Below are 18,402 nucleotides of genomic sequence, written 5' to 3' on the forward strand. Positions count from 1 at the left end.
GCGGGTGCAACAGGGCACTGGACAAGCGCGCCATTCCGTCCTAGCACGCCCTCGAAACTCAGCATTCCTGCCAGGCGACCCCTTTCAACTCAGAATGGAGGCCTGCATATGGCACGGCTTGTTTCCCGCACCCCCAATGGCATTTTGGTGGGCGATCAGCGCAAAGATCAGATCCTTCTTCTTCAGGACATGGATGGCGACGGCACCGCCTCGGGCGTCGATGAGACGCGCGTGTTCTTCGATGCCGACAACGCCTCGGGACTGGTCGCGCCCACCGGCAATGTGTTCACCATCCATCAGGCCAGCGACAAATCGGTCTATTTCGGCGATGGCAATACCGACACGGTCTATCGACTGAGCGATACCAATGGCGACGGCGACGCGCAGGACGCAGGCGAGGCGCGGGTCTGGTTCTCGGCTGATAATGCGGCAGGATTCTCGACTGTGACGCCGAATGGCGTGCATGAGGGCGCTGACGGCGCGATCTATATCGCCAATGCTGGCGTGTCCTCGGCCCCGCAGGATGCGATCTATCGCACGCTTGATCTGAATGGCGACGGTGATGCCAATGACGCGGGCGAGGCGACGCTGTGGCTGGACCTGCAAAGCGTCATCGATACCGCCGTGCCTTTTGATCTGAGCTTTGACGGCGATGTGGCTTATCTGAACGACCTGACCGGAGCTGCGGTGGATGTGATCTACCGGATCGAGGACAAGAATGGCGATGGTAGCATTCAGAGCGACGAGGTCGTCAACTTTATCTCCGACGACATGAATTTCGGCGCGCCGGTGGATATTGCCAGCACGGTTGCGGTGGACGGTGCGCTCTATACGCTGACCTGGTTCCCGGATGCAGGCGAGGTGCTGAAGGTCTATCGCCTGGAGGATCTGGACGGATCGGGCCAGATCGACTCGCAGCACGAGGCGCGCGAGGTCTGGAACGCCAACCAGATGCCCGACGGGATTGATGCAGAGATCGGGTTTTCCATCACCGCGGATGAGGATGGCAACCTGGCGCTGAACGGCAACAGCTTTGCCGGTGCGGGCAATGTGATCCGGTTGAGTGACCTCAACGGTGATGGCGATTATTTCGACGGAGGCGAAACTGCGTTGTTTGGCTCCAGCACCTATGACGATCAACTGACCCGCCCACGCGCTTTGGAAACTTATGAGGGCAAGGCGCAGGTAACCGCCGGGACCGCTGGCGCGGGCAACCATTTCTCGGTCTTCCTCGATACCGAGAGCAACACGCTTTATGCGAGCGGCGAGAATGTGGTGGGCCAGTTGGGCAATGGCGCGACGGGGTTCGATATCAAGACGCCCTTGGCGGTCGAGATGCCGGAAGGGTTTGACGCCAAGATCGTCTCTGTCTCCGCCGGTCTGCTGCATACCACCTTTCTGACCGAGGATGGCGATGTCTATGCGTTTGGCTTCAACAATCGCGGGCCGCTAGGGACCGGGGATGAAGAGACCCGCACCAGTGCCGTCAAGATTGACGCGCTGGATGATGCGGATATTGCCAGCATCGAAAACGGCAATGGCGCCTCTTATGCAATCTCCGAGACGGGGCAGCTCTACGCCTGGGGTAATAACAGCAACGGGCAGTTGGGGCTGGGCGATCTGGAGGAACGGCTGACACCGCAAATGGTCGAGGCGTTGGGTAATGAAACCGTGGTCACCGTGTCATCGGGTACTGCCCACACGCTGGCGCTGACAGCCGATGGTCAGGTCTGGGCCTTTGGCAGCAACACGGACGGCCAATTGGGTTCACCCGACGCGCTAGACGAGGATGGCGCGCCCGCGCGACGCTCGGCAGAGCCAGTTCTGGTCGAAGGTCTGCCCGAAAACATCACCTCGGTGACAGCAGATACCAAGACTTCATACGCGGTGACCAGTGATGGTAGGGTCTTTGGCTGGGGCGAAAGCCGCAATGGTCAGTTGCTGCAAGGCGCGGATAATGGCGATGGCACTTTCGCGCCCGATACCTCGGACTTGCTGGCCCCGGTGGAACTGACCGGGCTGCCGGGTAACGTGGTCGAGGTCAAGGGCGGTGCCCGCTGGGCGATGGCCCTGACCGAGGACGGTGATGTCTATGCCTGGGGTCCGAATGACGAAGGCCCAACCGGTGGGCTGGACGGTGATCCAGCATTGGAAAGCGATGCCAGCTTCTACCCGACCCTGATCGCCGAGCTTGATGACGTGAACGTGGTGGAACTGCAGACCGGCCCGAACTCGATCATCGCGGTGACCGATACAGGTGAGATCTTCACCTGGGGGTCCAACTCTGACGGGCGCCTTGGCTTCTCTTCCGATGGATCGGTCTATGCCCCGACCCAGATCGAGCTGGGCGGCGAGGCTGACCCGTTCCTCGTTTCCGCAACGCCGGGGGACAACGCCCGCGAGGTGGAGAATGACAGCGCGCTGACGCTCTCCTTCACCGAAGAGGTCGAGGTTGGTGAGGGTCTGATCACCTTGGTCAACCGCACCGACGGCACGCGGACCGAGATCTATGTGAGCGACGCGCGTCTGATTCAGATCGACGGCGACACCGTGACGGTTCTGCTGCCAGAACATCTGGACGCCGATACGCGCTATGCGGTGGAAATCACCGACGGTGCCTTTGTCGATCTCGACGGCAATCCGTTTGAAGGCATCGCCGAAGGTGACACATCCACCTTCAACTTCGCCACCAGCGAGACGCCGTCGCTTGCCGAGGCGGGAAAGGGCACGTTCGGGGATGACCTGCTGCGCGCTGGTGCGGGTGATGACCGCGTCAACGGGCGCTGGGGGGATGATATCATCTCTGGCGGTGCCGGCGACGACCGGCTAAAGGGCGGCTTTGGCAATGATCTGTTGAATGGCGGTGCGGGTGATGACCGGCTGAAAGGCGGGTTCGGTCGGGATACGCTGGCTGGCGGCGAAGGTAACGACGTGCTGACCGGCGGCTGGGGTCGCGAAAGTTTTGTCTTTGACGGCGGGCATGACGTGATCCGCGATTTCGACCCGGGTTTCGATTTCTTCTGGTGGAGCCGTCCGGGCGACAGCATCGTTCTGGATATCGAGGGTGTTGAGAGCTTCGATGACGTGCTGGCCTCGGCGTCGCAGAATGGGCGCAACACCGTGCTGGAATTCAGCGAAGACGACAGCCTGACGCTGCGCAATATCTGGGTGGCCGAACTGGACAGCGACGATTTCGCTTTTGTTTGACAAAGTCACCCCGGGCGCGTGTTTGAGCGCCCGGGGTGATTGGAAAACTGCACGGAACTGTGTTGCGATCCGGTGCCGTGCCCGGTGGCCGGAAACTTTCAAAGTTTCCGGACCGATTTCATTCAATGAAATCGGCTGCGCCCAGCCTTCCCATCTCAACTTGCCTCACCGCTGTAGTCTGAAAGCAAAGCTTTAAAGCAGGTCGACCCAAGTCGTCCTGCGTTGCCGAGGTGGGCGGGCCTCAGAGCGCTTCGACCGCCTCCAGCACCTCTTCCACATGGCCGGGAACCTTCACCTTGCGCCAGATACGCGCGATCTTGCCATCCGGGTCAATCAGATAGGTGGCGCGTTCGATCCCCATTGATTTGCGCCCATACATGTTCTTTTCCACCCAGACGCCATATTGCTCGCAGGTGTCAGACTCCGCGTCCGACAGCATGGTGGTGGTCAGCCCGTGCTTGGCGACGAATTTATCATGCTTGATGACGGTATCCTTGGAAATCCCCAAAACGTGAGCGCCCGCATCGGAAAAAGCCTGCAACTGCTCGGAAAAGCCGATGGATTCCTTGGTGCAGCCCGGCGTATCATCACGGGGATAGAAGAACAGGACAACCTTGGAGCCGCGCAGGTCGGACAGCGTGACCTCGCCGCCCCCATCGCGGGGCAGGGTAAAGTCCGGGGCGGTATCGGAAAGATCGGGCATAAATGTACTCCGGCGGTAAATTGGTGACAGACACTCGGCATATTAGGCCGCCCAAGTGAAGCGGAAAGGCGTGAGCGACAAAAATAATACCCCTCCTGGCGCGACGCGCCGCCGCTCGCGGGTGGCGCGTGTCTCGATCTGGTCTATGCGGGGGTTTTTGCTGCTGGTCCTGCTGGCCGGGGTCTCCGCATTTGTCTCTCTGGGCCGGAACCTGGATGCGCCCGACTGGATGCGGCACCGGATCGAGGCGCGGCTGGAACGGGTGCTTGGTGGTGCGCAGGTCGAATTCGGGACGGTCAGGTTCATCATGGATCAGGGCTGGCGCCCGCGCCTGAGCCTGCGCGATGTCACGCTAACCGCCGCCGACGGCACGCCGATCGCGCGTCTGGCTGATACCCAGGCCAGCCTGGCCATGCGGCCGCTCTTGCGGGGCCAGATACGCGCCAAACGGATCGTGCTGGACGGGCTGTTTGTTCTGCTGCGGCGCGATATCGAGGGCAATTTCGCGCTGACCTTCGGGGATGGGGCGACGCCTGTGGAAAGCGCTCCGAACCTGTCCGGGCTGATCGAAGAATTTGACGAGGTGTTCGAGCTGCCGCAATTGTCCGCGCTGGTTGCCGTTGACATGAACGGGCTGACGCTGAGCTATGAGGACGCCCGCCATGGCCGCGCCTGGACGCTGGATGGCGGGCGTATCCAGCTCTACCGCAGTGATGATACCCTGCGCATGGCCACCAGCTTTTCGTTGCTGGGCGGGCGCGATTATGCCAGCAGTATTGAAGCCAATTACACCAGCAGCATCGGATCGCGCGAGGCGTCTTTTGGCGTTTCGATCAGCGATCTCGCCTCCGAGGATATCGCGGTCCAGAGCGTGGCGCTGGCCTGGCTTGAGGTGCTGCGCGCGCCCATTTCGGGCTCCTTGCGCGGTGGCATCGATGCACAGGGCGTGTTGCAGCCGGTCTCGGCCACGTTGCAGATCGGCGAGGGCGTGCTGCAACCCACCAACGAGACCCGCCCGATCCCGTTCCGCAGTGCGCGCACCTATTTCAGCTATGATCCGGGCGCGCAAGTGCTGCGCTTTGACGAGCTCGCCGTGGACAGCGCCTGGGGGATGGCCTCGGGTCTGGGCACGGCCTTTCTGAACGGTGCCGATCGAGGGCAGCTTGACAGTATCGAGGCGCAGTTTCGCCTCAGCGGACTGGAGGTCAATCCCAGGGATGTCTATCCCGAGCCGCTGCAACTGGATGCAGCGGATCTGGGTTTTCGGCTCGACCTGCGCCCGTTCCGCCTGCGACTGGGGCAGATGACCATCCGCCACGCCGATCGCAATCTGCATCTGACCGGTGATCTGGCCGCCGCGCCCGAGGGATGGGACCTGTCGGTGGATGGCAAGCTGGACCGGATCACGCCGCAGCAATTGCTGCATTACTGGCCCGAAGGGCTGGCGATCAAGCCGCGCAAATGGGTCAGCGAGAACCTGCGCGCGGGGCAGGTCAGCGATGCCGAGCTTGCGCTGCGGCTGCGCCCCGACCAGCCTCCGGACATCTATGCGGGTTTTGATTTCGACGAGGCCGAGGTGAGATTCGCGCGCACCCTGCCACCCTTGACCCAAGCGCAAGGGCGGGCCGATCTGTTCGGGCGGCGCTTTACCGTCACCGCCAGCGCCGGGCAGGTTGTCAGCGATGCGGGCGCGGTGATCGATGCGGCAGGCTCGTCTTTCATCATCCCTGATATCGGCATCAAGAAAGCCGCGCCCGGCATCGCGCGCTTGGCGGCACGGGGTCCGGTAACGGGTATGCTGTCGCTGCTGAACCGACCGCCGCTGAACCTGATGGACAAGGCCAACCTGCCGGTTGATGCGGTGGACGGCAATGTCGAGATGACGGGCACACTGGCCCTGCCGCTGAAAGACAAGGTGAAGCTGCCGGATATGGAGTTTCATTTTGCCGGCACGGTCAGCGATGCCGCCAGCGATATTCTTGTGCCGGGTCAGGAGGTCAGCGCCGCATCTCTGGCGCTCAGCGGTGATCAGACCGGTGTCAACCTGTCCGGCCCAGCGCTGTTCGGCGCGGTTCCGATGCAGATCGACTGGCGGCAACCCATTGGCAAGGGCCCCGAGACGCGCAGCCGCCTGACCGGCTCGATCGAGCTGTCGCGCGCTTTGCTGGACGAGTTGAACGCGGGCCTGCCCGAGAGCATGGTCAGCGGCTCGGGGCGGGCGGATATCGTCTTTGAGGTCGGCGGGGGCACGCCGCCGGAACTTGCGGTCTCCTCCGATCTGGTGGGCGTGGTGCTGGCGATCCCGGAACTGGGCTGGCGCAAGCCCGCTTCAGCTTCGGGCAATCTTGAGATCTCCACCGTGCCCAAGCCCGGCGCGGATATCGACCGGATCGCGTTGCAGGCGGCGGGCCTGCGGGCGCAAGGCCGGATTAGCTTTGGCGAGGAGGACCAGTTCGAGCGCGCCAGTTTCAGCAGTTTTGAGTTGCGCAACTGGATCGCGGCCCCTGTCGAGTTGATCGGGCGTGGCAGGGGTGCGCCCGATATCCGTCTGCTTGGCGGGCGGGTCGACATGCGCAACGCCACATTCGGAAGCGGCGGTTCGGGCGGTGGCGGCAGCAGCGGCAGTGGGCCAAAGATCACCGCCAATCTGGACCGGTTGCAGATCACCGACAGTATTGGGCTCACCGGGTTTCGGGGAGAGTTCGTCACCGGTGGCGGCCCAAGCGGGAATTTCACCGGCGCCATCAATGGCGGCACGCAGATCACCGGTCAGGTGCTGCGCCGGGGCGGGCGGAGCGGGTTTTTCCTGCAATCCGAAGATGCGGGCGGTGTGTTCCGCTCGGCAGAACTGCTCAATCAGGCGCGCGGCGGCTCGTTCCAACTGACGCTCGAACCGGTGGAGAGCGCGGGGCATTACGACGGGCAACTCAGGGTGCGCAACACGCGGATCAAGGACGCGCCCGCCATGGCCGCGTTGCTGAACGCGATCAGCATCGTCGGTCTGATCGATGAGATGTCGGGGCAGGGCATCCAGTTCTCGTCGATGGATGGCCGGTTCCGTCTGACCCCAACCGAGGTGATCGTGCTGGAAGGCAGCGCGGTGGGGCCGTCGATGGGCATCTCGGTTGATGGCCGGGTCGATACGGAACGGCGTGTGCTGAACCTGCGCGGGGTGATCTCTCCGGTCTATCTGCTCAATGCGGTTGGGCGGGTGATCAGCCGCAGTGGCGAGGGGTTGTTCGGGTTCAACTATACGCTCACCGGGCCGATGACCGACCCGCGAGTCGGGGTGAACCCGCTTTCGGCGCTGACGCCGGGCATCCTGCGCGATATCTTCCGTGGCGAACCGCGCCCGACGGTTCCGGGGCAAGAGCGCGCTCGCCCACAGGAATCGAGACGCGACTCGCTCACCCGACGCCATGGCGAAGATCGCTAGTTTCCAATCCGGCCGCATCGCCGTATAGGGCGGCGCATGAAACTCAGCGATTTCGATTTCCACCTGCCTGAAGAGTTGATCGCAACCCGGCCCGCAAACCCGCGCTCCTCGGCGCGGCTGCTGGTGGCCGAGGGCGCGCGGATCAGCGACGCCCATGTCTATGACCTGCCCGACTGGTTGCGGCCCGGCGACCGGCTGGTGCTGAATGACACACGGGTGATCCCGGCGCGGCTGAGCGGGCAGCGTCACCGCGACAGCGCGCAGGGGCCTGTTTCGGCCCGGATCGAGGCAACCTTGCTGGATCCGCGTGCCGATGGTAGCTGGTCGGCGCTGGTGAAGCCACTAAAGAAGGTGAAACCGGGCGAAGATATCCGCTTTTCGGACGCGCTCAGCGCCACGCTGGTCGGCGTAGAGGAGGGGCAGGCGGTGCTGCGCTTTAACCTGAGCGGCGAGGATTTCGATGCCGCGCTGGCCGAGGCGGGCGCGATGCCGTTGCCGCCTTATATCGCCAGCAAACGCCCGGCGGATTCGCGCGATAAGACCGATTACCAGACCGTCTGGGCCCGCCATTCCGGGGCGGTGGCCGCTCCCACCGCCTCGCTGCATTTCGACGAAGCCTTGCTGGCAGCCCTTGCCGCGCGCGGTGTCGCATTCACCCATGTGACGCTGCATGTGGGCGCGGGCACCTTCCTCCCGGTCAAGGTTGAGGATGTGACCACCCACAAAATGCACGCAGAATGGGGCCGGGTTAGCCCGCAGGCGGCCGAAGAGATCGCCCAGACACAGCGCGCAGGGGGGCGGATCATCCCGGTCGGCACCACCGCGCTGCGCCTGATCGAAAGCGCGGCACGCGGTGGCACGATCGCGCCCTGGGAGGGCGAGACCGACATCTTCATCTATCCCGGCTTCGAATTCCGGGTGACCGATGCGTTGATGACCAATTTCCACCTGCCCAAATCGACGCTGCTGATGCTGGTCTCGGCCCTGGTCGGGCAGGACCGTGCCCGCGCGATCTATGATCATGCGATTGCAGGCAAATACCGGTTTTTCTCCTACGGGGATTCCTCGCTGCTGATCCCCTGAGCATGGGCCGGAACCGACAGTGAAATTGTCGTAGACAAACGCGTCACACCCGCGCAGAGATGGCACCGTGGACGCAAGATCGGCCAAGCACAGGGAGGCGCAGATGCTACAGGTTCTTTCCAGCGCTTGGGCGCTTTTGCTGGGCATGGGCCTGCTGATGGTGGGCAACGGGCTGCAGGGGACCTTGCTGGGTGTGCGCGGCGAGATCGAAGGGTTCTCGACGCTTGAGATGTCTTTTGTGATGTCTGCCTATTTCCTGGGCTTTCTTGGGGGATCGCGACTGGCCCCCGAGATGATCCGCCGGGTTGGGCATGTGCGGGTGTTTGCGGCGCTGGCCTCGTTCATCTCGGCGGTGATGATCATGTATCCGCTGCTGACCAACCCGGTTGCCTGGTTCGTTGGTCGCGTGGTGATAGGGTTCTGCTTCTCGGGCGTCTATGTGACGGCCGAAAGCTGGCTGAACAACGCCGCCGATAATGAAAACCGGGGCAAGGCGCTGTCACTTTACATGATCGTGCAGATGACTGGCATCGTGACCGCCCAGGCCCTGATGCTGGTGGGCGGGCCGGAAGGCTATGAATCCTTCGTCATCGCCTCGATCCTGGTTTCGATTTCTTTTGCGCCGATCCTGCTGTCGATCTCACCGACCCCGGCCTTTGATACCGCCAAACCTATGAGCTTGCGTAAGATCCAGCAGATCTCGCCATTGGGCTGCGTTGGGATGTTCCTGCTGGGGGGCGTGTTCTCGGCGCAGTTCGGCATGGCGGCGGTCTACGGTTCTGTCGCCGGGCTGACATTGACGCAGATTTCGATCTTTGTGGCGACTTTCTATGTCGCGGCACTGCTGGTGCAATATCCGCTGGGCTGGCTGTCGGACCGGATGGACCGGCGGCGGCTGATCTTTCTTGTTGCCAGTGGCGGGGCAGGCGGTGCGCTGCTGGCGATGCTGCTGGGGGACTATTTTGCCATTCTGCTGATCGCGGCCTTTGTGATCGGGGGCATGTCGAACCCACTCTATTCGTTGCTGCTTGCCCATACGAACGACTTCCTTAGTCACGATGACATGGCTGCGGCCTCGGGCGGGTTGGTGTTCATCAACGGGCTGGGCGCGATTACGGGGCCGCTGATTACCGGTTGGTTGATGAGCGACAAGGTCTTCGGGCCTTCCGGGTTCTTCTTTCTGATCGCGGTGCTTCTGATCGTCCTGGCGCTTTATGCCGCTTTCCGCATGACCCAGCGCCCCTCCATTCCGGTCGAGGAAACCGGGACCATGTCGCCGATGGGTCCGATCGCGACTCAGGTCGCGATGGAGGTCGCCCAAGAGGTGGCCATCGAGGCCGAATTGGAAGGGCAGGAGGCGGAACAGTCGGCCTGAGCGCCCGTATGTTCCGGCAGGGATGGCGACAATGCGCGGCTCACCTCACGCATTGTTTCATTCCGGCGCGCGGTTTTGCTCACACCTGTTCCTTTGATCTGGAAACAATCCCGCGCTCCAAATGGGCGATTACCGCAAAACATTCATAAAAGTGTTATAATTTTCACATTCCGGGTCAAAACTTGCGCACATGACCGGAAACAATCGCAACACTCATGATGTGTTGCAATTCGTGACTATATCGGGGCTGCAAAAAAAGTGTTACTCTACATATGCCTTTGGGGGGCATATGAAAGGTGGAGTGAGGACATGACAGGTCCTGAAGATGTACTGAGTTTTTGGTTGGACGAAATCGGTGAAGACGGGTGGTACCGACAAGACGACGCGCTGGATCAGCAGATTCGCGAAAAGTTCTTGTCCGCCTGGGAGGCAGCATGTGAAGGGCGCTTTGCGCTTTGGCTGACATATCCCAGCGGCGCGCTTGCTTACATTATCCTGATGGATCAGTTCCCGCGGAACATGTTCCGGGGCGAGGGACGGGCATTCGCCTCGGACCGCGCGGCCCTGGCAGCAGCAAAATGCGCTGTGGACAAGGGTTGGGATATGCGGATCGATGAACCCGCACGGCAGTTCTTCTACCTGCCGATGATGCATTCGGAAAGCCTCTGCGATCAGGAGCGCTGCGTGCGTCTTCTGTGTCAGCGGATGCCCGAAACGGGCGCGTCAAACATGGTGCACGCGCAAGCGCATCGCGAGATCATCCGTAAGTTCGGCCGGTTTCCATATCGTAACGAAGCGCTCAGCCGCGAGACAACGCCACAGGAAATGGCGTTTGTGTCAAACGGCGGTTACGGCGCAACCGTTCGCGAATTGCAATCGGCCGCCGTTTAAGACGGCGCCGGAACGCATCCGCGCAGGGCGGTCACGCGTGTCGCGACGGCATCAGCCGTTGTCTCAATGGCTTGGTCAAGCAATTGACCGGGCTGGTCAGCCAGATCGTCGATCCGCGTTTGCGCTGCGCTGAGCCTTGTGTTCAACGCATCCAGTTGTGACTGGATTTTGGCCAGCTGCGGCTGATCAGCCAGCGCTTTTTGTGTGTCGAGCGCCTTGATCTCCCCGCGCAGCGCGTTGAGCTGCGCCACAATCTCCTGCATATCATCGCGCAAGGGTGTCACCACCTGCACCGTCTCTTGAACCGTGTCGGCGACCTGGTTTGCTCTGTCGACGGTTTTCCACGCCAGAAACAGGCAGACCGCCAGCAGGATCAGCGTTGCATTGAGCAGCGCCAGCACAAGATCTTTCAGTATTTTTGCCATGTCTCGGGGGCCTCCGGCGATGTCTGTTTGCAGCTCTGAGGTTAATTTCTAGCCAGCATCGGGCGATGCGTATAGGGTGAATTCCAGCGGATATCCGCGACATAGCCCCGCGATGCGTATTCTTTTCTCATGGGTTGTTGATGCGTCGCAAAAAGTAGTTTAATGCTAAACTAATTTTCACGGACCGGCGCCGAGAGGGAAACATGGCTGCACAATCCTTTGATCTGATCGTAATTGGCTCAGGCCCTGGTGGCTATGTGGCCGCCATTCGCGCCGCGCAACTGGGGCTCAAGACCTGTGTGGTCGAGCGTGAGCATCTGGGTGGCATCTGCCTGAACTGGGGCTGTATCCCGACCAAGGCGCTGCTGCGCACCTCCGAAGTGTTCCACCTGATGGAGCGCGCCAAGGAGTTCGGCCTGTCGGCGGGCAAGGTCGGCTTTGATCTGGATGCGGTCGTGCAACGCTCACGCGGGGTGGCCAAGCAACTCAGCGGCGGGGTCGGGCATCTGCTGAAAAAGAACAAGGTGACCGTGATAATGGGCGAGGCCTCGATCCCTGCCAAGGGCAAGGTCGCCGTCAAGACCGACAAGGGCAGCGAAGAGCTGACCGCCAAGAACATCATCGTGGCGACAGGCGCGCGGGCGCGCGAATTGCCGGGGCTGGAGGCCGATGGCGATCTGGTCTGGACCTACAAGCACGCGCTACTGCCGCCGCGCATGCCCAAGAAACTGCTGGTCATTGGTTCGGGCGCAATCGGTATCGAATTTGCCAGCTTCTACAACACGTTGGGTGCCGATACGACCGTGGTCGAAGTGATGGATCGCGTTCTGCCGGTCGAAGATGCCGAGATCAGCGCATTCGCGAAGAAAGCCTTTGAGAAACAGAGCATGAAGATCATGGAAAAATCCATGGTCAAGCAACTCGACCGCGCCAAAGGGAAGGTCACCGCGCATATCGAAGCGGGCGGTAAGGTTACAAAGCACGAGTTCGACACCGTGATTTCCGCCGTGGGCATTGTCGGCAATGTGGAGGGGCTGGGTCTGGAGGCTCTGGGCGTCAGGATCGACCGCACTCATGTGATCACCGATGAGTTCTGCCGCACCGGTGTGGATGGCGTCTATGCGATCGGCGACATCGCGGGCGCGCCATGGCTAGCGCATAAAGCCTCCCACGAGGGTGTGATGGTCGCGGAACTTATCGCAGGCAAGCATGCCCACCCCGTCAAGCCGGAAAGCATCGCGGGCTGCACCTATTGCCAGCCGCAAGTGGCCTCCGTCGGCTATTCCGAGGCCAAGGCCAAGGAGCTGGGTTATGAGATCAAGGTGGGTCGCTTCCCCTTCATCGGCAATGGCAAGGCGATCGCTCTGGGAGAACCTTCGGGGCTGATAAAGACGGTGTTTGACGCCAAGACCGGCGAGCTTCTGGGCGCGCATATGGTGGGTGCCGAGGTAACCGAGCTGATTCAGGGCTATGTGGTGGGCCGCCAGCTGGAGACCACCGAAGAAGATCTGATGCAGACCGTCTTCCCGCATCCAACGCTGAGCGAGATGATGCATGAAAGCGTTCTGGATGCCTATGGAAAAGTCATCCATATGTAAGGCGCGCTGACCGCGAAAAAGACAGGCTGGGCAGGATGTTGCCCGGCCTTTTTTATGTCGACTCAACGCATCGGCAGGCGCCATCGGCACACTGCTGCTTACAGTCCCTGCTGGACCTTCTCCGGGGTGCCTGTTTAAGTCGCGGCGAACCCGATGGAATGCCATGTCCAGCCTGAATAGAATCGTGATGAACCGATCCAGCCGGCGGCTGATCCGGAACCTGCAGCCCGAGCGGCTGGAGGTGGCCGAGATCTCCGGCAAATGGGGGCAGCATTTCCCGTTTCGCTCTTATGACAGCTTCCGCTATCCAGCGCATGACATCTGTGCCGGCCCGGTTCTGGACCATGACGGGCAGCCCCGCCGCTTCGATCTGGTGCTGGCCAATCAGGTCTGGGAGCATCTGGATCGCCCCTATGAGGCGACGCTCAACGTGATCGAGATGCTCAGGCCCGGCGGGTATTTCTGGCTGGCGGTGCCCTTCTTCATCCCGTTTCACGCAGCACCGCGGGACAATTCGCGCTGGTCGGCGGACGGATTGCGCAACCTGCTGATCGAATGCGGTTTTGCAGAGGATCAGATAGATGCGCATCAATGGGGCAATCGGCAGGCGGCGCTGCGCAATCTGGAACCAGACTGGCCGCCGCAATACGACCCCGAGCGGGACAATCTGGACGACGACCCGGATTTCCCGATCTGCGCCTGGGCACTGGCACGAAAGACATCTGATGACGCCTGAGAGAACCCGCTGGGGCCTGATCCTGCTGATCTGGGCTGCGGGGCTGGGGGCCGCCGCGCAATATGGCAAGATCAGCGTGGTCTTTTACCGGATGGAGGCGCTCTATCCGGGCGTGGGTCATTGGCTGGGCTTTACGGTGTCGATGGTGGCGGTTCTGGGCATCATCTTTGGCATCGTGACCGGTGCTGTCGTGGCCGCGATCGGGTTCCGCCGCGCGCTGGTCGGTGCGCTCTGGATCGGGGCGGCCATGTCCGGCCTGCAGGCGCTGGACCTGTCCTTCGGGCTGTTTTTGCTGACCCGCGCGGTCGAAGGCCTATCTCATCTGGGGCTGGTGGTCGCCGCCCCGACGCTGATCGCGCAGATCAGCAGCGAGCAACACCGGGGCGCGGCGATGACGCTGTGGGGGACGTTTTTTGGCGTATCCTTCACGGTGCTGGCCTGGCTTGGGCTGCCGTTGGTGGATCGCTATGGCGTGCTGAGCCTGTTTGCCACGCATGGGCTGATCATGGCGGCGCTGGCAGTGATCCTGCATCTGGCGCTGCGCAGCGTGCCCGCGCTGCCGCGGCAGCCCATGCCGCGCTTCTCCGCGCTTCCGAAGCTGCACCTGACCATTTACCGCTCCCCCTGGATGAGCGCACCGGCTGCGGGCTGGCTGTTCTACACCGCCTGTTTCGTGTCGATCCTGACGGTGATCCCGCCCTTCATAGCCCCGGAATGGCGCAGCTTTGTCGTCGGCGCGATGCCGCTGGCCAGCATCCTGTCCTCGATGAGCCTTGGCGTGCTGCTGTTGCGCTACTTGCAGGCGGTGCAGGTGGTGCAACTGGGCTTTGGCCTGAGCGCCCTGAGCATGCTCTGGCTCTGGTCCATGCCGGGCGATCCGCTTGCCTGCGTGGTCCTGGCGGCCTCGATGGGGCTGATCCAGGGCGCCAGCTTTGCCGCCATCCCGCAGTTGAACGCCACCGTGGTCGACCGGGCCTATGCACAAGGGGCGCTGGCGCAGACCGGCAATCTGGGCAACGGTATCGGCACGCCGCTGATGGTGGCCCTGCTGGCGCTCTCGGGCTATTCCTCCATGGCGGGGGCGGTCACCTTGCTGTTCCTCTCGGGTTTGCTGGTGCATCTATTACTGGCACGTCTGCGTGCCGCTGGGTGATGTTCTTGTAACGTTCTTATTTTTTTGTTGGAGACTCAGACGCGGTTCACTATGTGTTAACCGGTGAACCGAGGGCATGATGGCTGAGCTGAAAAATATCGAGGTGCGCGGCGCGCGCGAGCATAATCTCAAAAGCATCGACGTGGATATTCCGCGCGATCAGTTTGTGGTGATCACCGGGCTTTCGGGCTCGGGGAAATCCTCCCTGGCGTTTGACACGATCTATGCGGAAGGGCAGCGGCGCTATGTCGAGTCGCTCAGCGCCTATGCCCGCCAATTCCTTGATATGATGGAGAAACCGGATGTGGACCATATCAGTGGTCTCAGCCCGGCAATCTCGATCGAGCAGAAGACGACCTCGAAAAACCCGCGCTCGACCGTGGGCACCGTGACCGAGATCTACGACTATCTGCGCCTGCTTTTCGCCCGCGCTGGAACGCCCTACAGCCCCGCCACCGGCCTGCCCATCGAAGCGCAGCAGGTGCAAGACATGGTCGACCGGATCATGACGATGGAGGAGGGCACACGCGGCTATCTGCTGGCCCCCATTGTGCGCGACCGCAAGGGCGAGTACAGAAAAGAGTTTCTGGAGCTGCGCAAACAGGGGTTTCAGCGGGTCAAGGTCGACGGTGAGTTCTACGAGCTCGACACCCCGCCCACGCTGGACAAGAAGTTCCGCCATGACATTGACGTGGTGGTCGACCGCCTTGTGGTGCGCGAAGGGATGGAAACCCGGCTGGCCGACAGCTTGCGCACCGCGCTTGATCTGGCGGACGGGATCGCGGTGCTTGAGACAGCCCCGAAAGAGGGCGATCCGGAGCGGATCACGTTCAGCGAAAACTTCGCCTGCCCGGTTAGCGGCTTCACCATTCCAGAGATCGAGCCGCGCCTGTTTTCCTTCAACGCGCCGTTTGGGGCCTGCCCGGATTGTGACGGGCTGGGGGTTGAGCTGTTCTTTGACGAACGCCTCGTGGTGCCGGATCAGAACCTCAAGGTCTATGACGGCGCTCTGGCGCCCTGGCGCAAGGGCAAGTCGCCCTATTTTCTTCAAACCATCGAGGCCATCGCGCGCCACTACGAGTTCGACAAGAACGCCAAGTGGAAGGACCTGCCAGCCCATGTTCAGCAGGTCTTCCTCTATGGCTCGGGCGATGAGGAGATTCCGTTCCGCTACGATGAGGGCGGGCGCGTCTATCAGGTCACGCGGGTGTTCGAGGGGGTGATCCCCAATATGGAGCGCCGCTATCGCGAGACGGATTCGAACTGGATTCGCGAGGAGTTCGAGCGCTACCAGAACAACCGCCCCTGTGGTACCTGCGACGGCTACCGCCTGCGCCCCGAAGCGTTGGCGGTCAAGATCGCTGGCCTGCATGTGGGTCAGGTGGTGCAGATGTCGATCCGTCAGGCGTTGGCCTGGATTGAGGATGTGCCGAACCACCTGTCGGTGCAGAAACAGGAAATCGCGCGCGCCATCGTCAAGGAAATCCGCGAACGACTCGGGTTCCTGAATAATGTGGGTTTGGAGTACCTTACACTGTCTCGTTCAAGTGGAACGCTGTCGGGGGGCGAGAGCCAGCGTATCCGTTTGGCCAGCCAGATCGGCTCTGGCCTGACAGGGGTGCTTTATGTGCTGGATGAACCCTCGATCGGGCTGCATCAGCGTGACAATGACCGGCTGCTCGGCACGCTCAAGAACCTGCGTGACCAGGGCAATACGGTGATCGTGGTGGAACATGATGAAGAAGCCATTCGTGCCGCCGACTACGTGTTTGACATCGGACCGGGCGCGGGGGTGCATGGCGGGCAGGTTGTCAGCCATGGAACACCGGATGTGGTTGCGGCGGATGCGGCCTCGATCACCGGGCAGTACCTGTCCGGCACGCGCGAAATCGCGGTCCCGCCCGAACGCCGCAAAGGCAACAAGAAGAATGTTAAGGTGGTCAAGGCCACCGGCAACAACCTGAAAGACGTCACCGCCGAGTTTCCGCTGGGCAAATTCGTCTGCGTCAGCGGCGTGTCGGGTGGGGGCAAATCGACGCTGACCATCGAGACGCTGTTCAAGACCGCCTCGATGCGCCTGAACGGCGCGCGGCAAACGCCCGCGCCTTGTGAAACGATCAAGGGGCTGGAGTATCTGGACAAGGTGATCGATATCGACCAGCGCCCCATCGGGCGCACGCCGCGGTCTAATCCAGCCACTTACACCGGGGCCTTCACCCCGATCCGCGACTGGTTTGCGGGTCTGCCCGAGGCCAAGGCGCGCGGCTACAAGCCCGGTCGCTTCAGCTTCAACGTCAAGGGCGGGCGCTGTGAGGCCTGTCAGGGCGATGGCGTCATCAAGATCGAAATGCACTTCCTGCCCGATGTCTACGTGACCTGCGAGACCTGCAAGGGCGCGCGCTATAATCGCGAGACGTTGGAGATCAAGTTCAAGGGCAAGAGCATCGCTGATGTGCTTGATATGACTGTGGAAGATGCGCAGGAGTTCTTTAAGGCCGTGCCCTCGATCCGCGACAAGATGGATGCGCTGGCCCGCGTTGGGCTGGGCTATATCAAGGTGGGTCAGCAGGCCACGACGCTCTCGGGCGGCGAGGCGCAGCGGGTGAAACTTTCGAAAGAGCTCAGCAAACGCTCAACCGGTCGTACGCTCTATATTCTGGATGAACCCACTACGGGCCTGCATTTCGAAGATGTCCGTAAGCTGTTGGAAGTGCTGCATGAACTGGTCGATCAGGGCAATACGGTGGTGGTGATTGAGCATAACCTCGACGTCATCAAAACCGCCGACCATATCATCGATATCGGCCCCGAGGGCGGCGATGGCGGGGGTGAGATCGTGGCCACCGGCACACCGGAACAGATCATCGAGGAACCGCGCAGCCATACCGGGCATTATCTGAAAGTGATGCTTGACCCGCAGGCGGTGGCGGCTGAATAACAATCGCTGCGATACCGAGCAGGGGATGTCAGAGCGCGACATCATGGATCGCCTGCGGCCCTTGCGCGACCTGCCGGACGGTATCGTCGAGCATCGTCAGGGTCAGTTCGGACAGATCGTCGTTGCCAAGCAGGGAGATGAGCTGTTTCTGGTGTTTTGCCCGGGGGGCGTACCCCTCAGCAATGACGCCCTGAGCGGGGTGATGTCTCGGATCAATCTCGGCACCCCGCTGGTTCTGACCGGGGTATATACGCAGGCGATGTTGCTCTGTCTTGCGTTTGTCGGGTCTCCGAAACAGGTCTATGTCATGGGTGGTGGCGGGGGCCGGGTGCCAATGGTGCTGAGCGCCCTGATCAAAGGTATCACGATCCAGAGCTCCGAGATCGACCAAGACGTGATCGAATTGTCGCGCAAGTATTTCGGGTTGCGCGATGAACCGCGCCATCAGATCGCCTGTTGCGATGGGCAGGAGCATCTGTCAGAGCAGCCGGATGGTTCCTTCGATCACATATATCTCGATTGCTTTGCCGCAGACGGTTTTGTGCCTGAGCTGCTGACGACGGTTGATTTCTTTCAGATGTGCTCGGGAAAACTAAGCGAGGGAGGCGTGATCTGCATGAACATGGTCGATCGCGATCCGTCGTTTGCCATGCAAAGAAAGCGGTTTGCCTCCGCTTTCCCGATCGCCTGGCAGTTGGAGATCGACGGGACCCATGTGCTGTTTGGCCGAATGCCGGGCGCTTCAGCAGCGCGTGATCTGGTCGCAGACGCCAGAGCCGTTCAAACCGATCTGCTGCTGGGGTTCGATTTGTCGGATCACGCCCTGCGCCTGACGTCTCTGGCGGGCGCGGGGTAGT

Annotated in this window: 12 protein-coding genes; 10 read left to right on the plus strand and 2 right to left on the minus strand. The window is 61.6% G+C overall.

Annotated features, from left to right (window positions below):
- Positions 1 to 108: 108 nt before the first annotated feature.
- A complete protein-coding gene (locus tag Q5Y75_RS01900; RefSeq protein ID WP_306193792.1) occupies positions 109 to 3,207 on the plus strand; it encodes an RCC1 domain-containing protein in 3,099 nt (1,032 codons plus the stop codon).
- Positions 3,208 to 3,448: 241 nt separating this feature from the next.
- Here Q5Y75_RS01900 and Q5Y75_RS01905 read toward each other — a convergent pair whose 3' ends face one another.
- Complete coding sequence (locus tag Q5Y75_RS01905; RefSeq protein WP_306193796.1) at positions 3,449 to 3,910, minus strand: peroxiredoxin; 462 nt, start codon at positions 3,908 to 3,910, stop codon at positions 3,449 to 3,451.
- A gap of 70 nt (positions 3,911 to 3,980) precedes the next feature.
- On the opposite strand from Q5Y75_RS01905, the gene Q5Y75_RS01910 reads away from it, so the two are divergent.
- The 4 genes from Q5Y75_RS01910 to Q5Y75_RS01925 all read left to right on the plus strand — a co-directional run bounded on the left by Q5Y75_RS01910 (position 3,981) and on the right by Q5Y75_RS01925 (position 10,695).
- Positions 3,981 to 7,346, plus strand: coding sequence for a YhdP family protein (locus Q5Y75_RS01910; protein ID WP_306193798.1), 3,366 nt, complete (start codon positions 3,981 to 3,983; stop codon positions 7,344 to 7,346).
- A 36-nt stretch (positions 7,347 to 7,382) separates the two neighbouring features.
- A complete protein-coding gene (gene queA, locus Q5Y75_RS01915) occupies positions 7,383 to 8,429 on the plus strand; it encodes a tRNA preQ1(34) S-adenosylmethionine ribosyltransferase-isomerase QueA (protein ID WP_306193799.1) in 1,047 nt (348 codons plus the stop codon).
- Positions 8,430 to 8,532: 103 nt separating this feature from the next.
- Positions 8,533 to 9,804 carry an MFS transporter gene (locus Q5Y75_RS01920; RefSeq protein WP_306193800.1) on the plus strand — a complete coding sequence of 424 codons (1,272 nt, stop codon included), beginning with the start codon at positions 8,533 to 8,535 and terminating at the stop codon, positions 9,802 to 9,804.
- A 309-nt stretch (positions 9,805 to 10,113) separates the two neighbouring features.
- On the plus strand, positions 10,114 to 10,695 hold the full coding sequence (locus tag Q5Y75_RS01925; RefSeq protein WP_306193801.1) for a DUF924 family protein: 582 nt from the start codon (positions 10,114 to 10,116) through the stop codon (positions 10,693 to 10,695).
- Here the strand turns inward: Q5Y75_RS01925 and Q5Y75_RS01930 are convergent.
- Complete coding sequence (locus Q5Y75_RS01930) at positions 10,692 to 11,120, minus strand: hypothetical protein (protein ID WP_306193802.1); 429 nt, start codon at positions 11,118 to 11,120, stop codon at positions 10,692 to 10,694. The genes Q5Y75_RS01925 and Q5Y75_RS01930 overlap by 4 nt on opposite strands.
- A gap of 203 nt (positions 11,121 to 11,323) precedes the next feature.
- Here Q5Y75_RS01930 and lpdA point away from each other — a divergent pair, with 203 nt between their 5' ends.
- From lpdA to Q5Y75_RS01955, 5 genes are all read left to right on the plus strand, one after another.
- Positions 11,324 to 12,718, plus strand: a complete 1,395-nt coding sequence (lpdA, locus tag Q5Y75_RS01935) for a dihydrolipoyl dehydrogenase (RefSeq protein ID WP_306193803.1) — start codon at positions 11,324 to 11,326, stop codon at positions 12,716 to 12,718.
- Positions 12,719 to 12,905: 187 nt separating this feature from the next.
- On the plus strand, positions 12,906 to 13,454 hold the full coding sequence (locus tag Q5Y75_RS01940; RefSeq protein WP_306193804.1) for a class I SAM-dependent methyltransferase: 549 nt from the start codon (positions 12,906 to 12,908) through the stop codon (positions 13,452 to 13,454).
- On the plus strand, positions 13,444 to 14,607 hold the full coding sequence (locus tag Q5Y75_RS01945; protein WP_306193806.1) for an MFS transporter: 1,164 nt from the start codon (positions 13,444 to 13,446) through the stop codon (positions 14,605 to 14,607). The genes Q5Y75_RS01940 and Q5Y75_RS01945 overlap by 11 nt, the downstream gene beginning before the upstream one ends.
- 79 nt (positions 14,608 to 14,686) lie before the next feature.
- Positions 14,687 to 17,545 carry an excinuclease ABC subunit UvrA gene (gene uvrA / locus Q5Y75_RS01950; protein ID WP_306193808.1) on the plus strand — a complete coding sequence of 953 codons (2,859 nt, stop codon included), beginning with the start codon at positions 14,687 to 14,689 and terminating at the stop codon, positions 17,543 to 17,545.
- A 25-nt stretch (positions 17,546 to 17,570) separates the two neighbouring features.
- On the plus strand, positions 17,571 to 18,401 hold the full coding sequence (locus Q5Y75_RS01955) for a spermidine synthase (protein ID WP_306193810.1): 831 nt from the start codon (positions 17,571 to 17,573) through the stop codon (positions 18,399 to 18,401).
- The last annotated feature ends 1 nt before the right edge of the window (position 18,402 follow it).

Origin of the sequence: Ruegeria discodermiae, assembly GCF_030758345.1 — a bacterium.
Classification (GTDB): Bacteria; Pseudomonadota; Alphaproteobacteria; order Rhodobacterales; family Rhodobacteraceae; genus Ruegeria_C.